Origin of the sequence: Roseivivax halodurans JCM 10272 (genome assembly GCF_000521785.1) — a bacterium.
GTDB lineage: Bacteria > Pseudomonadota > Alphaproteobacteria > Rhodobacterales > Rhodobacteraceae > Roseivivax > Roseivivax halodurans.
Genome location: NZ_JALZ01000006.1, coordinates 181984 through 197198, shown reverse-complemented (window position 1 = coordinate 197198; position 15215 = coordinate 181984). Strand labels below are relative to the sequence as shown.

Below are 15215 nucleotides of genomic sequence, written 5' to 3'. Positions count from 1 at the left end.
CACCCATTTTCAGCCATAGCTCTCCGTAATTGCATCAAAGCGTCAGGATGAATGCCGGGTTTCTGACAAAGGGAGAAGCAAGTGGATCGGCTCGTATCCGGGATTGGCATAGCCACGATTGTGACCGCGATCTCTGCAACATCGGTTCCCGCACAGACGGACGTGTTCTCGGCTCAGGAGTCCGATCCAAACGTGATCGGGTGGATGCAGGGTTTCCCGCCGCCTGACGACAAGCTGATCACACAGCCCGACAGCAACTATTTCAGCTTCCCCAAGTTGCGCTGGTCGGTGTGTCACCTTCGCGAGTTTCTGCCCACGGAAGTGATCAGACGAGGAGTCGGAGCCCCTGTTCCGCTGAGTTATCCCACCCCGTCCGAGTTCGCCGATCTCGCCCTGGAGATCGACGCTCTTACCTTCATGCCGATCGACGGCACGGAGGAGATTACGTGGGAGGAGTCGCTCTACGCCAATTACACCGACGGCATGATCGTCATGCATCGGGGAGAGGTGGTCTACGAGCGCTACTTCGGCTGCCTCGAGGAAGACGGCAAGCATGCGATCATGTCGATGACGAAGTCGATCACAGGGCTCCTGGCCGAAATTCTCTTGGCCGAGGGCGTGCTGGACGACACGCGTCCTGTCCGTGAGGTGGTCCCGGAGATCGGCGACAGTGCCGTCGCGAGCTCGACCGTCCGGGAGGTCATGGATATGACCACGGGGGTCCAGTATTCCGAAAACTACTCGGACCCGAACGCCGAAATCTGGGACTATTCGCGGGCGGCGAGCCCGCTGCCCAAGCCGGCCGATTACGAGGGGCCGGACAGCTACTGGGAGTATTTCCAGCAGGTTGAGCCGGAGGGCAATCACGGGGACGCATTCCACTACAAGACGATCAACTCCGACATGCTCGGCTGGATCATCAGCCGCGTGACGGGGAAGTCGGTGACCGACCTCGCCTCAGAGCGCCTCTGGCGCCCGATGGGCGCCGAGATGGACGCCCATCAGACTGTGGACGCAAAGGGCGTGCCCTTCGCGGGCGGAGGCGTCACGGCGGGCCTGCGCGATCTCGCGCGTCTAGGCACGCTGATGCTGAACGAGGGCGAGATCCACGGTAAGCGCCTGTTCCCGGCGGAGGTGGCACAGAAGATCTCCGCCGGTGGCGACCGGTCGAAGTTTGCAGGTTTTCCGACGATCCCGAACGGCAGTTACACAAGCCAGTGGTGGATTTTCCACAACGAGCACGGCGCCTATGCCGCACGCGGCGCCCACGGTCAGACGATCTACGTCGACCCCACCGCCGAAATGGTTCTGGTTCGCGTCGCATCTTACCCCCGCGCGCAGAACGGCTTCATCGATCCCACCTCGCTGCCCGCCTACCAGGCGGTCGCCGACCATCTCATGGCAAGATAGCGTTCGGGGTGCCGGAAGTACATCCGCTTCGGATCCGAAGCATCACGTGTGGCCGCATCTGCACGCCGGATAATCTGGCGCCAAGACTTCCGATCTTGCAGATTGGCGCAGATCATCTCGCCTTCGCGGCGAAGGGCAGTTCACCGACCTTCCTCTCGGGTGACTGCGCAGGCGCAGCATAAACCGAGCATGTGCGGCGAATTACCGGTAGGTCCGCCGTGCCGCTTTCTTCGCGCGCAGCAACTCGGCCCGAGTAACGACCGGCCCTGACCTGCCATTCTCTGCGACTATCGTCGCCACGATGCAGGCTCCGCGAGCCCGACTTTCGTGACATCGCACAGCAGAATCGTATTGGCGCACGTTGGCAGAGTCACCCTGTCCTTTACCTTGTGGGACCGTACGCGAGCCAACCGAAACAGCTCGGTCTGAGGACATCGGAAAGCCCGCAACCTTTTGTCATTGGGAAGCGGACAGCACCCCTTTCCTACGTTTAGCGAGCATCGTGCCTTAACGCGTGCGTCCCGTTTCTTCCGACCCCGCCAATCCGACAATCCACCACACAGACGTCATCCCGTCACGTCATGCTCCGACCGTGCGCCGTGATATCTGAACCGATTGGTTTAGTTGTTAACCGAAACACCTTGAGCAAAGGACCCCGCAATGGCCACCACCGGAAAACACCTCTTCACCACGTTGGAGGCGGACGGCACGCTGACCGTCTCGCTGGAGGACGTGACCTTCGACGATCCCACCGGCAGCCAAGTATTGGTTCGCATGGAAGCCGCCCCGATCAACCCGTCCGACCTCGCGATCCTCGTCGGTGGCGCTGACATGGACAATGCGGAGTACAGTCCGGGCAAGTTTGTGGCCAAGATGCCCAAACAAGCCAACGCCGCGTCAATAACCCGCCACGGCCTGAAGCTGCCCGCGGGCAACGAAGGCGCCGGTACGGTGATCGCCGCGGGCGACAGCGATGCAGCGCAGGCCCTGATGGGACAGCGCGTGTCCTGCGTACCGGGTAACGCATACAGCCAGTATTGCATGGCCGATGCCGGGACATGCCTACCGCTCGGCGACCATGCGTCGGAAGAGGGAGCGAGCGCCTTCGTCAACCCGATGACCGCCTTGGGCTTCGTCGAGAACGCCAGGGCGGACGGGCAGGACGCCATCCTGCACACGGTCGGCGCGTCGAACCTCGGCCAGATGCTCACCCGCATCTGCCGGGAGGACGGGATCGGGCTGGTCAACATCGTGCGCAAGAGCGACCAGGCTGACCTGCTCAAGGATCTGGGTGCGGCTCACGTAGCCAATTCCTCCGACGAGGATTTCATGGACCAGTTGACCGCCGCCATCCGCGACACCGGCGCGTCCTATGGGTTCGACCCCGTGGGCGGCGGAAAGCTCGTCGATACGGCGTTCAAGGCAATGGAGCATGTCGCGATAGAACGGATGACCGAATATTCGCGCTACGGCTCGAACCAGCAGAAGCGCATGTTCATCTACGGCCGTCTCGATACCGGCGCGACGATCCTGACGCCCGGCTACGGCTTCGGCTGGACACTGTCGGGCTGGCTGCTGTTCCCCTTCCTCCAGTCAGTCGGGCAGGATGCCATGGATCGCATGCGTCGGCGCGTTCGCGATAATCTCACGACGACCTTCGCGAGCCACTACAAGGAGCGCGTCACTTTGGAGGAGATGCTGACAAAAGACGCCGTGATGGACTACCGCACCATGCGTACCGGTGAGAAGTACCTCGTCACACCGTGGGGGTGATCAACCCGAGAAGCACGGCCGCAGCCGCTATAAGGCTGTGCTTCTCACTTGGACTGAGGCATTTTGCAGGCAATCATCCTCAGGCTGCTTCCTGCGCATCTTTTCCGTCCGTGTCCCGCCAGCGAGGGGTCCGCTCTCTGCCATCTTGCCCGATCGGGAATGCGTGACACTCGGGACGATCCGAGCGACCCGAAGTGTCTTCGCGGCGCGATTGAGCGTAGCGTGTGCGAAGCTTCACTTTGCGCAGCGCTGAACGAGGGCGAACTACAATCGGCCTGGCTGCCCGGACGTCAGCCGACGGTCCGCCCGGAACGACTGACTGCACCGTTTGTTCCCTTGCTCCGAAGCCACCCTGCCGTACGCAGACTTATCCAATCTCAAACTCGATGAAAGGTTATGACCATGAAGATCCTGATGGTTCTCACTTCGCACGACCAACTTGGTGATACCGGAAAGAAGACGGGCTTCTGGCTCGAAGAATTTGCGGCGCCTTATTACGTCTTTAAGGACGCGGGCGCGGACATCACGCTTGCCTCCCCCAAAGGCGGCCAGCCGCCGCTCGATCCCGGCAGCGACACCGAGGATGCCCAGACCGAGGCGACCGAGCGCTTCAAATCAGACGCAGATGCCCAGAAGGTGCTTGCCCATACCGAAGTGCTGTCATCGATCGATGCGACAGGCTTCGATGCTATTTTCTATCCCGGTGGCCATGGACCGTTGTGGGACCTGGCCGAGGATGCTGACAGCACCCGCCTGATCGAGACCTTCGCACACAGTGACCGTCCGGTCGGAGCGGTCTGCCACGCGCCTGCCGTGTTCAAGCACCCCAAGGGTGCGGACGGCAAACCGCTGGTGGCTGGCAAGACCGTGACAGGCTTCACCAACACCGAAGAAGAAGGCGTCGGCCTGACCGGCGTCGTGCCCTTCCTCGTCGAGGACATGCTGAAGACCAATGGCGGAAGCTACGAGAAGGGCGACGATTGGACGTCGTTCGTCGTCACTGACGGCAAGCTGGTCACCGGTCAGAACCCCGCATCGTCGGAAGAAGCGGCGCGCAAGCTTCTCGCTATGCTCTGACACACCGACCGGGCGCAGCGGGTCCACCGAGGCCGCCCGGTCGTCGCCACGTGCAAGACCGCCCCATGATCAAAGGAGACCAATGTGAAAATCCTCGTCGCCGGTGCCACCGGCAAGACCGGCCTGCGCCTTGTCAAAGAGCTGAAGACACGCGGCCATGACCCGATCGCGTTGGTGCGCGACGGCTCGGACAAGAGCGCGCTTCCCGAAGACGTTGAATTGCGTCACGGAGACTTGGCAGACCTGAACGACACCGTCTGCGAAGGTTGCGACGTGGTCGTCTTCGCCGCGGGCTCAGGCAGTTCAACAGGCCCGGACATGACCGACAAGATCGACCGCGACGGCGCAAAACGCCTGATCGATCTTGCTGTGCAGTCCAAGGTGTCGCGTTTCGTCATGCTCAGCACGGTGGGTGCCGACAATCCCGATGTGGACAGCAAGTTGGCCCATTACCTTCAAGCGAAGCACGACGCCGACGAACACCTCATGGCATCTGGGATAGAATACGCCATCCTGCGCCCTGTTGCGCTGACCGAAGAGGACGGCACTCGTGACATTCGATTAGGCGAGGACGTCGACGTAGAGGCAACCGCCGCGCGCGGAGATGTGGCCTTCCTCTTGGCCAATGCCGTGGAAGACAACGAGTGGCCCGGCAAGGCCCTGTTGATGCAGTCCGCCTGATGGTCTCGCATTTCCGGGCACCGTGATGGCGGTTGTCGTGAAACGCAACTCTGTGACTCGCATAGTTCCCGAAGTCGAGGGCGGGTCAGACGAGAAACGCCAGTCGGCCTTAATGGGTGCGCGGGCGGGATCCTAACCTGCAATATGGTGATCATGAGCCATCCATGATAGCCAGGACTTCTCCGCCGAGCGCGACAACGGCTTGCGGAAATCGCTGTCGGACGAGGCGCCTGCCGGTATGCCGGTGCCCAAAGCGAGCCTCGAATTTGCACTGCCGTTCGGCCGACGCCCCCTCACGCCGCCGCGTCTGCCGTTCCGCCATTTGGGCATCGGTCGCATGTCGCTGCGACCGGGCGATCCGTTGGTGACTCAGCAGGGATCGAACTCCCGGACAGACCGTCTTGAGCGGCCGCTCTACCGCTGAGCTACACAGCCGCAATCGAAGGACAGACAAAGCAAAAGGCTACCCCTAAGTCATGTCACGACGGGGTGACCGACACAAACCGCTCCGGAACTGAACCTGCATGCGGTTGTTCCGGCGCGGGGAGGACAACACATGGAGTATTCATGGACGTTCTTGGCTACGGCACCTTCGACGCGACATCCCGCCTCGGGCCCATCGTTTTCAACCAGCCCGAAGCGCGCGAGGGCGAGGTTGAGATCGAGATTACCCATTGCGGCGTCTGCCACTCCGATCTGCACCAGGCGCGCAACGACTGGGGCAACACCGTCTGGCCCTGCATTCCAGGACACGAGATCGTCGGCATCGTTCGCAAGACCGGTCCTGGCGTCACCGCGTATAAGGAAGGCGATCGTGTCGGCGTCGGCTGCATGATCAATTCGTGTCAGTCCTGCGGTCCGTGCGAGGCGCATGACGAGCAATATTGCGAAGGCCCGGTGAGCGCGACGCTGACCTATAACGGAACTAAGATCCCCTCCGGCGTGAACACCTATGGCGGCTACACCGAAACCATCGTGGTGCGTGAGGAATTTGTGCTTCGCATCCCCGATGCGATCGACTCCGCGGCCGCGGCACCGATCCTCTGCGCCGGCATCACAGTCTATGCGCCGATGAAAGAGTTCGGTCTGAAACCCGGACATACCGTTGCGGTCGCCGGGGTTGGCGGTCTTGGCCACATGGCGGTTCAGATTGCCAAGGCCCTCGGCGCGACGGTTGTGGCGTTCTCGCGCTCGGAAAAAAAGCGTGCCGAAATCCTCGAGATGGGCGCCGACAAGGTGGTCGACCCGACCGATGAGGACGCGATGGAAGCCGAGGCGGGCAGTGTAGACTTGATGATCAACACGATCCCGGTTCCGTTCGACATCGCGCCTTACCTCTCCCTCATGCGGCATGACGGACGACTTCAGATCGTCGGCAACATGATCGAGTTGGAGGCGTTCTCGCCCGGGCCGATGGTATTCAACCGCATCACGATCGGCGGCTCGCTGATTGGCGGGATCAAGGACACGCAGGAAGTGCTCGACCTCTGCGCCGAGCACGGCATCGCCCCTGCGATCCAGATGATCGGCATCGACGATGTGAACGACGCGCTCGACAGCCTTGAGCAGGGTGGCATCGGACACTTCCGGCACGTGATCGACATGAGGTCGCTAAGAGATAGCCGCGAGTCTATGTCTCAAAACGCCTCGCGTGCGGAGGAGCCGGTGCGCTTCCAGCCTGAAGCAGGATAAGAAGCGAGTGGCGCGATCTGGGGTGGCCCTGCCCTGAGCAGGGCCACCGAACTGGTCCCGGGAGTGGTTGCGACCGTTTTATCTCCGGTTTGGAGCCTGTCGACTCCTTTGGCCTTCACCGCCGTGGGAGGGTTTGCGGATAGATACTCCCGGCGCGACCCGCGCGGCATCTTGCACGCGTCCTCCGTCCTCAACGGACGGTACTCCGCGGAGCTGTAGAGAGAGCACGCCACGGGCATTTTCGCGTCTACCGTGACAACTGAACACGCGCGGCGAACAGCAAGTAGGGCACCACCATACCGCCTCTATGACGCATCGTGTCTCCGGTTAGACGGACAGATTTCGCGGGCGATTCATCCTTTGGACGGGGCACGGTCGCGGCGACCATGTCGGTCGGCTACAAGTGCAACCAACGGGATGCAGCGTCTTCCCTGATTGTGAGTTCACTGCAGGCAAGCTCGGAAGGCATCACGATACTCGTGGCGTCCACGATCGCACACGTCTAATATCGGCGAGCGCATATCCGCTCGACAAAGCTGCGCGCGTTCCTCGACAGACATTTTCGTGTTCTCTTATAATCATTCCACCGGCCGATCGTCGAGATTTGACCAATGTACTTTGACGACTCCGGGCGCACGGATGCACCAACTTCACTCGACTTCATGGCATCCTCGCCTTTTGCTCACATCGCCTACACGCTCGATCTGACGGTGATCGACCTCAACTGGCGCCATGCGCGGCTGACAGGAGTACCACGAGAGGCGGCCATTGGGCACAAGCTGTTCGATGTCTTCCCGCCGAACCCGCACTTGCCGGAGGTTGACGTCCGGCCGGCGGTCGCCGCTTCGCTCGACCGTATGGTTGCAAGCCGCGAGCCTGACACCATGGAAATCTTCCAACATGATCTCCCCGCAGCGTCCGGATGCAGCTTCATTGAGCGCTACTGGCAGATTACCCACTCGCCAATATTCCAAGGTCCTGAGGACTCAGGAAAGATCATCGGTGCGCTTCAGACAACCCGGGACGTCACTCAGGAAATCATTCGCCCCAGGATTACCGCCGCCAAGCAACGTGCGGCCACAATGGGGGGACAGCTCGGCTTCTTCGAGCTCGATTACGAGACCGATGAGGTCGATGTGTCCGAGGAGTTCGAGATCCTCCACGGCTATGGCCCCGGCGAGGCGGGGCGCCATGTCTCAGCCTATTACAGGCGCGTCCACGAAAAGGACCGGGGCCGCACGATAACCTTGATCGAGGAGCTGCGGACCGCACCGAGCCGGACACAAGAAAGCAACCAGTACCGTGCCGTCTGGCCGGACGGAACGGTCAGATGGCTGTCCGCGCGCATGGAGCTTGTCCGGGGCTCGGGCGAGCATTCCAAGCTGACTGGTATCGTAGTCGACGTCACCGATCTGCATCAGACAGAGGAGGAGCTCCGCGCTGCCATCGAGGCGCGCGATCTGTTGCTGGCGGAGGTCAACCACAGGGTCAAGAACTCGTTGCAACTGGTCACGTCGATCCTCAACATGGAAGCGGCGCAGGCAGCTCGCGGAGGCGAAGCGGGTGTCGATCGTCTGCGCGATGCGGCGGCGCGTGTCCGAACGATCGCCGCCGTTCACGGAACATTATATCATGGCGACGACGTGCGTTTCGTCGACCTCGCGACTTCCATCGGAACGCTGTGCCAGAATCTGGCGGAGGCGTCGGGCGCCCAAGAACGTGGGATTTCTCTCGATGTCTCCGCCGATGACATCCGGGTCGCCACCGATCGCGCCATACCGCTCGCGCTGATCGTGAACGAAGTCGTCACCAACGCATTCAAACATGCGTTCCCAAACCAGAGACGCGGCACTCTACAGGTGACACTCCGGCGCAGTGGCTCGGACCGTCTGATCCTGGAGATCGAGGATAACGGAACCGGCGGCAGCCATTCGGGATCGGAAAGAAGGACTGTCACGACTGGTGGTTTTGGCCGGCGTCTGGTCGAGACGCTCGGCCGGCAGCTGGATGCCGAGATGCGATCGGACCATGATGGCACCGGGACACGGGTCCGCTTTGACTTGCCCGTCAGATCTCAGGAAGGGACGGATGGGAGCGCAGAACGGCATCTCGCCCGCGAAATTCCGCGCCGGTACCCACAGACCGTTCTGGGCACGACCTGTGGGTGCGGCGCCAGATCGCCTATCAGGAAACTGGACCAGGCGAACTTCGTCTGCGCTTTATAATTTGTTGGGGCAGATGAAGGTACTTGGCGTTGAGCCGGCCCATCCAAGTCCGGCGCGTCGAGTCATGCGTAGGCGCCTGCCGAGTACGTGAGCTCGTAGCTGTGGCTGTAGAGCTCGAAGACGATGCCGAACGGGTCTTCGACATAGACCATCCGGTAGGGCTTCGTCCCGGGGAAGTATTCGCGCACGGGCATCCGCTGTCGCCCGCCGGCCGCGACGATGCGCTCGAGCAGACCCTCGACGTCGGGATCCTGCACCGCGAAGTGAAAGGTGCCGTGGCGCTTGTGCTCGAGCTTGTCCTCGGGCGCGTAATTGCCGGGAAATTCGAAGATCTCGATGCCGATGCCGTCCGCTGTCGACAGATGCGCGATCCGTAGCGAGCCCCATCCGGGTCCAAACACGTCGGTACACATGACCCCGATGGCGCTGTCGTCCTCGACGGTCTCCGAAGGCTCCATCACCACATAGAAGCCGAGGACTTCGGAGTAGAATTTCACCGCGGCCTCGAGGTCCGGGACGGACAGGCCGATGTGGGAAAAGGTGCGGGGTGTCGGGGCCATTCTGCGTCTCCTTCAGCATTGCGTCGATGCCGATATGGACTGCGCAGGTCCTTCTGTGAAATTATCAATCGGCATACAAATCAGAACGCAGCGTTATCACCTGATGCTCAACGCGACCTGGCTCGAGACCTTCACCACGCTGTGCGAAACCGGGCACTTCACCCGTGCCGCAGAGCATCTGAACATGACCCAACCGGGGGTGAGTCAGCATCTCAGAAAGCTCGAGCAGCAGGTTGGGCAGGCGCTGATCAGCCGGCAGGGAAAGAGTTTCACCCCCACTCCAGCGGGCGAGGCGGTGTTCTCCCTCGGCCTGTCACGCCGGGCCGAAGAGAAGCGTCTGCGCGACGACATCGAGACCGACGACCGCGATGTCGGCGCGATCCACATCGCATGCTCGGGCAGCTTTGCGATGCTGCTCTACCCGACCCTTCTGCCCTGGATGCGCGCCGCGCCCGACCTGAGCGTCCATCTCGCGGCGGCGCCGCAGGCCGACATTCTGTCGGGGCTTCTCGAGGGGCGGTTCGATTTGGGCGTACTGGGGGCGAATCCCGACCACCCGCGCCTCGAGGCCCAACATCTCGGGCGCGAGGAACTGTGCCTCCTCCTGCCTGCGGATGCCAGCGACACGCCGGTGACGTTCGCCGATCTCGAAGCTCGTGGCTTTATCGCGCATCCCGACGGATACGGCTATGCCGATGACCTGCTGAGGCTCAATTACCCGGACGACTACCCTGGCGCCGACCAGCTGAGCGTGCGCGGCTCGGTCAACCAGATCGGTCAGATTCCCGCCCCGGTGGCCAAGGGAGTCGGCTACACGCTCCTGCCCAGAAGCGGCGTGGAAGCTTTCGCCGACAAGGCAAGCCTCCGGGTTGTCCAGCTGCCGAAGCGCCGCTGGCACGAACTTTGGCTCGTCATGCGGCGCGGTCGTCGCTTGTCGGCGAGGGTGCGCTACGCGCGCGATATCATCGAGGACGCGGCTGGACAGCTCAGGTGAGGACAAGGTCGGCTGTCGACCCTGAACGGCTGGAAAGTCCGCATCGGTAGCGCTGCGATGAGGCGCAGCGAAAGGTGGGTTCAGATTTCCCGGTTTGGCGCAGCTTTCAACGACCGCTTCCGTGATCTGCGCCGCGACGCAGAACCCCGCTTGCTGCGGCTGCGAGCGCCTCCAACGTCATGCTGCAGTCGCATCGGTTGGCCGCCGAATGACCGGAAGGTCCCGCGGTGCCGCCGCTCACACGCGATGCGGCGAACGACCGATGCGTGTACGTTAGAGGATCCTTTGCCGGACAGTTTTGAACTCGCATCTGGCCTCTGCTGGTGCTGGGGAAACATTGTCTCGATAGATTGGTACGATTTGTTTATCTCTGAGCGGGCCTCTTACGTTACATTTTTCCTATGACAGACCTTCGCATCGGCTATGCCCGCTGTTCTACCGACGCTCAGGATCTCGCCGCGCAGCGTGCGGAGCTGGAATACCTCGGCGTTGCCCCCGATCGCATTTACACCGACCATGGACTCACCGGGCGCAACCGCGACCGGCCTGGACTAGCTCAGGCTTTGGCTGCCGTGCGCGCGGGCGACACGCTGGTTGTTCCCAAGCTCGACCGGCTGGCCCGCTCGGTGCCGGACGCGCGCGACATCGCCGACGGGCTAGCTGAGCGCGGGGTGCGGCTCGCGCTAGGAAGCACGGTCTACGACCCAGCCGATCCGATGGGGCGGATGTTCTTCAATGTGCTGGCGACCTTCGCCGAGTTCGAAGCCGACCTAATCCGGCTTCGCACCCGCGAGGGCATGGCGGTGGCCCGCGCCAAAGGGAAGCTGAGGGGCAAGAAGCCAAAGCTCTCCGACCGACAGGCGGCGGAGTTGACACGGATGCACGCAACTGGGGAGTATTCGGTGTCGGACTTGGCCGACCTCTTCTCTGTCTCGCGGCCGACCGTCTATCGCACGCTGGCGCGGCAGGGACCGAAACATTGATGGCCGACCTCATCCAGCCCGTTGCATTCGGCTATATCAGCGACAACGCTGGGGCTTCCTGGAGAATTGCAAGGGCGGGGAAGTACTCTTTCACGAAAGGGGGGGGGTATATCGGACGTGAAAGTTGATCGAATGGGAAACTTCAATCCTCCAAAACCGCGTTCATAAACGGCAACATATGCTCTCGGACGACCTCATATTGATCTGCTCTTAGGAGCTGCTCTTTGGCTTCTGGATTGATCTCACGCCCAGACAACTCGACGCCATGCAAGCTACCGGTAGCCAGTACCAGTTGGCTTCCTTGCGGGCGCTCCTCAAGCGCAAATTTGATCATTCTTTCTGAATTCTGCGGATCAGGGTCTTGTTGAAGGGGAGTGTCAACAACTATTGGGCAGAAGCATGACGTCGAAAATTTGAAAATAGTGTGTAGAATTGCATAATTGTAAGCTAGGAGAAGACGCGGAGCTCTGTTGCCCGTCTCTCTAACGGTTGGGCGGATATTGTCCCACATATTTGTAGGAACATTTTCGACTCCAAGCTTCGTACAAAATTCGCGAAGCTTTCCTGCGTAAAATTTTATAATCCTATCTTTATGCTCCTTCTTGTCGAACGAGCTCATCTCTTTCCTTGCTTCCGCAATCCTGTCATTCAATGCTCCAATGTCGCCGTCAATTGAACGCTCCTCTTGCTCAAAGGTGTTATCGACAATCCGCTCGCTTTCATCTCGCAGCATATCACCGAGTTTAACTTCCCCTCTCGTTTCCTCCAAAATTTCCTGAATTCGACCGATGCGACCCTGCAGCTCTGGTACCGCTCTAAATTTAGCCTCTATATCTCTATCAAGCTTCTCGACTTTAGCCCTCGCCTCGACAAGAATAATGCGACAAGCCTCTGCATCATTGTGAAGGCCGAACCTGTTGGCGAAGTCATTTTCATGCACAGTGCTGCAAGTTGGGCACACAATTTCAGCTTCGCTTAGCTTTTGTGAGAATTTTACATCTGCCTCAAGTTCTGATAGTACCTTCGCCGCGATTTCTACTTCTTCTTGTGAAGAAGTTCTTTGCGCCTGGAGTTGTCCAATTTCGCCCCGAACTTCATCGTAGCTCGACTGCAGCGCGTTTTGTTCCCTCAAGAGCGCCTTGATCCTGTCCTCAAACGCACCAATATCTAGTGCAATACCCACATTTCTGCGTTTTTCACTAAAACGCTTCTTCGCTTTGGACAGAGCCTTGCGTTCCTGGGCTAGTTCATTGCGTTCAGCTGCCGCTTCATCGCGCACAGCTTTCGCTCGATAAAACTCCTTAGGGCGGATTCCGGTATGATAGCGAGCAATATCATCTTTATAACCGCTCACCATCTCCAATCCTGAAAATGAAGCCCATGTGTCTACCCACCCCTTCTCCTGATCAAGGTAGAAGGGAAGGAAGCAAAATGCTGGTGGAGGCACTGCATTTTTGCCTCCCTTTAGCTTTGTCACAATCTCAAAATCAAGAAGCTCGCCGATCTTTGGCCCCAACTCTTTGACGATGGAACTCGCTGTCCAAAGTAAGGAACCTGAGTCATCAAAGAGAGCGAAGCGTCCTGACTGCCTGAGAATAAGGTAGCTTCTATTGTCGATCTCGAATTCTAGAAGTGTTTCAACATTTGCATTCTTCCAGGCTTCCGGCGTGCGTGACGGGTCCGCGCCAAGAGTGGCGTACAGTGATTTTACTAGGCTTGACTTTCCAAAATCGTTGTCTGCCACGACGGCGGTAGTCGCTTGGCTGAAATCCTCAACTCTGGCCTTCTTTTCTTGACTTGACAGCAGCCAAAGTTTTTTGAATTTCAGCTTTTTCATGCTGCTTCGTCCTCAAGTTTCGTATTAGAGATTTGTAGTTCTCTAGTTTATTCGATTGAATACGCTTCATATAAAATCATAGCCTTTATACGTTCATCTGATGCCATTCCTAGCTCTGCACGTGCACTGCCTTCCAGCGCTGAGAATGCACTCGCCAGGAGCCCGTTCAAGTCCATGCTAGTTCCGCCATGGTCATAGAGATGCTCTGCAATCATTCGCCTAATCTTTCGTACCGCTTCGTTAGGATTAAGAACGGCAACGCGATAGGCATTCCACTCACGCCTTAAACGTATCTTTTGTGGTGCGGGCAAGTTGATTTCTGGTGCGATTTCTTCCCACTTTGGGCAACTAACAGTAGCAGACACAGCTTGCAGCCACCCCTCTGTGTCTTGGCGAGTTATTCCCCGTTGAGCTACAACATCGTCGTAGTCTGCCAAGTCAGTCTTTGTCGCACGTGCTTTGGATGTGCATTCCTCTGACACCGCCTTGAAGAGCGCAGACAGTGAGAATTCAACTTCCCCCAGATGTTCGACAACAAAGGCTTCTAGCTTCCCCTTGGCATGGGTATCTGCGTCATCAAGGCTCAAGTCAGATTTTTCGATCCAAAGGAGTTCGCTTTTTATCGTATCTTCGTCTGAGAACTCTTCTTTAAGTTTTTTAATTATACCCTCTAGATCGACGTCGTCACACTCTGACAGGCTGAAGCTTTGCTTGTCGCCTGGAGCAAATTTGGCGGGGGCATTACTTAGGAATGTGCTGGATTCCACACTGCCGCTAAACACGACAACGTTTTGATACATTTTACCTAAATAAGAAAAAGCTTCTTCGCGCTTTTTGGCATCACGCTTTGTCAAGGCCGCTGTGGTCCAGTGGCCATTCTTCTTAGACTTTACTTGATAAAACTTGACCTTCTGCGGATTTACTGAGTTGTCGAATATCGCGATGTCATCGTGAAACTCAAAAACCAGCGCATAATCACCGTCTAGCTTATGTCTCTCCAGCGCCAATACTAGCCCGCATAGAGCTTGGAAATGATAGCGGCTGGCCGTTGGCGCTCCGCTGTCTTCACGCGGTTTAGTCGTTGCAAGCTTCTGCTTAAGACTGGACAAAGTTTTACTTTCAAAATCCGGCATTTATTAGGAATAATTCCTGAAAAATTCCGCTAAGGCAAGAGCAGACCCCATGTTAAGGGTCCCGTGGCTCACTTAGCCGGAGAGGTCAACTTAGGACCTGCATCCGTGCCCCTGAGCCGCTCCTTCAGTGAAGAAGCTGCTCTGCAGCCCTTCGGGTGATGCCTAAGGTCCAGTTAAGGCTGTGAGCGTTAAGCAATGGGAGGTCGGAGGGACCATGCAGCTTGTCGGTTTTAGCAGCGGCGTCTGGGGTGACGGTCAACTAGCTAGTCGCCTACAGACAAAGTCGGCGCGCCTTTCAATTTCGACGTACGGCAGCTCCATGATTTCGTATCCAAGCATAGTGTAGGTGTCCCGCATGACGGTGAATGTAGCTTCGGCCTCAGCACAGGTCTGCTTGCGTTCGATGTGCTGTGTGAAGATTCGATCCCAATGCGGGGCCAGAAAGACGCGGGCGTTGTAACTCGCTGCCTCGGCCGCTGCGGCGATGTGTGATGGCACGGGAAGGCCGCAGAGCGTCAGATAGCCAATGATGTCGGGAATGCCGCGGTCGAAGATCGCCGGGCCTGAGAGCGCCTGTGCGGCGCTGTGGGCGCAGGTCCTGCTCGAGCATCGGTTCAGCATAGGCCGTGCGGTCCCGCCCAGGGGAGGGCGTCTCCGCCGCGCGCCATCTCCTCGCGAATGACCGTGCGGCCGGATTCGGGGATCGTATGAAAGCCGCGGCGGGGGAGCTCGGTGATCAGGCTGGTCTTGCCCGCACCGGGACCGCCCGTCACGATGAAGAAATGGTCGCTCATGCGCCATCCTCGGGTTTGACAGGGGAAGGGCTGCGCAGCGGTCGACGCTCCGAAAG

General features: G+C 59.2%; 13 protein-coding genes. 8 read left to right on the top strand and 5 right to left on the bottom strand.

Annotated elements, in window-relative coordinates; genetic code table 11:
• Window positions 1-81 precede the first annotated feature (81 nt).
• From OCH239_RS08240 to OCH239_RS21670, 6 genes are all read left to right on the top strand, one after another.
• Window positions 82-1410 (top strand): serine hydrolase domain-containing protein, encoded by a 1329-nt coding sequence (locus tag OCH239_RS08240; RefSeq protein ID WP_244430326.1) that lies wholly within the window; start codon window positions 82-84, stop codon window positions 1408-1410.
• A gap of 660 nt (window positions 1411-2070) precedes the next feature.
• Window positions 2071-3183 (top strand): zinc-binding dehydrogenase, encoded by a 1113-nt coding sequence (locus tag OCH239_RS08235; RefSeq protein WP_037260865.1) that lies wholly within the window; start codon window positions 2071-2073, stop codon window positions 3181-3183.
• A gap of 402 nt (window positions 3184-3585) precedes the next feature.
• Window positions 3586-4260 carry a type 1 glutamine amidotransferase domain-containing protein gene (locus tag OCH239_RS08230; protein WP_037260932.1) on the top strand — a complete coding sequence of 225 codons (675 nt, stop codon included), beginning with the start codon at window positions 3586-3588 and terminating at the stop codon, window positions 4258-4260.
• Window positions 4261-4344: 84 nt separating this feature from the next.
• On the top strand, window positions 4345-4941 hold the full coding sequence (locus tag OCH239_RS08225; RefSeq protein ID WP_037260862.1) for an SDR family oxidoreductase: 597 nt from the start codon (window positions 4345-4347) through the stop codon (window positions 4939-4941).
• A 567-nt stretch (window positions 4942-5508) separates the two neighbouring features.
• Complete coding sequence (locus tag OCH239_RS08215; protein WP_037260859.1) at window positions 5509-6633, top strand: NAD(P)-dependent alcohol dehydrogenase; 1125 nt, start codon at window positions 5509-5511, stop codon at window positions 6631-6633.
• Window positions 6634-7244: 611 nt separating this feature from the next.
• Window positions 7245-8858, top strand: coding sequence for a sensor histidine kinase (locus OCH239_RS21670; RefSeq protein WP_051489366.1), 1614 nt, complete (start codon window positions 7245-7247; stop codon window positions 8856-8858).
• A 62-nt stretch (window positions 8859-8920) separates the two neighbouring features.
• Here OCH239_RS21670 and OCH239_RS08205 read toward each other — a convergent pair whose 3' ends face one another.
• On the bottom strand, window positions 8921-9418 hold the full coding sequence (locus tag OCH239_RS08205; protein ID WP_037260857.1) for a lactoylglutathione lyase family protein: 498 nt from the start codon (window positions 9416-9418) through the stop codon (window positions 8921-8923).
• 103 nt (window positions 9419-9521) lie between these two features.
• Here OCH239_RS08205 and OCH239_RS08200 point away from each other — a divergent pair, with 103 nt between their 5' ends.
• Together OCH239_RS08200 and OCH239_RS08195 are read left to right on the top strand one after the other, a co-directional pair.
• Window positions 9522-10412, top strand: coding sequence for a LysR family transcriptional regulator (locus OCH239_RS08200; RefSeq protein WP_037260854.1), 891 nt, complete (start codon window positions 9522-9524; stop codon window positions 10410-10412).
• A gap of 401 nt (window positions 10413-10813) precedes the next feature.
• Complete coding sequence (locus OCH239_RS08195; RefSeq protein WP_037260852.1) at window positions 10814-11395, top strand: recombinase family protein; 582 nt, start codon at window positions 10814-10816, stop codon at window positions 11393-11395.
• 142 nt (window positions 11396-11537) lie between these two features.
• Here OCH239_RS08195 and OCH239_RS22610 read toward each other — a convergent pair whose 3' ends face one another.
• The 4 genes from OCH239_RS22610 to OCH239_RS23725 all read right to left on the bottom strand — a co-directional run bounded on the left by OCH239_RS22610 (window position 11538) and on the right by OCH239_RS23725 (window position 15159).
• Window positions 11538-13232, bottom strand: coding sequence for a coiled-coil domain-containing protein (locus OCH239_RS22610; protein ID WP_157577828.1), 1695 nt, complete (start codon window positions 13230-13232; stop codon window positions 11538-11540).
• A 47-nt stretch (window positions 13233-13279) separates the two neighbouring features.
• A complete protein-coding gene (locus OCH239_RS22050; RefSeq protein WP_084782282.1) occupies window positions 13280-14365 on the bottom strand; it encodes a dsDNA nuclease domain-containing protein in 1086 nt (361 codons plus the stop codon).
• Between the two features lie 255 nt (window positions 14366-14620).
• On the bottom strand, window positions 14621-14986 hold the full coding sequence (locus OCH239_RS08185) for an AAA family ATPase (protein WP_280110504.1): 366 nt from the start codon (window positions 14984-14986) through the stop codon (window positions 14621-14623).
• On the bottom strand, window positions 14980-15159 hold the full coding sequence (locus OCH239_RS23725) for an AAA family ATPase (protein WP_280110503.1): 180 nt from the start codon (window positions 15157-15159) through the stop codon (window positions 14980-14982). The genes OCH239_RS08185 and OCH239_RS23725 overlap by 7 nt, the downstream gene beginning before the upstream one ends.
• Window positions 15160-15215 lie beyond the last annotated feature (56 nt).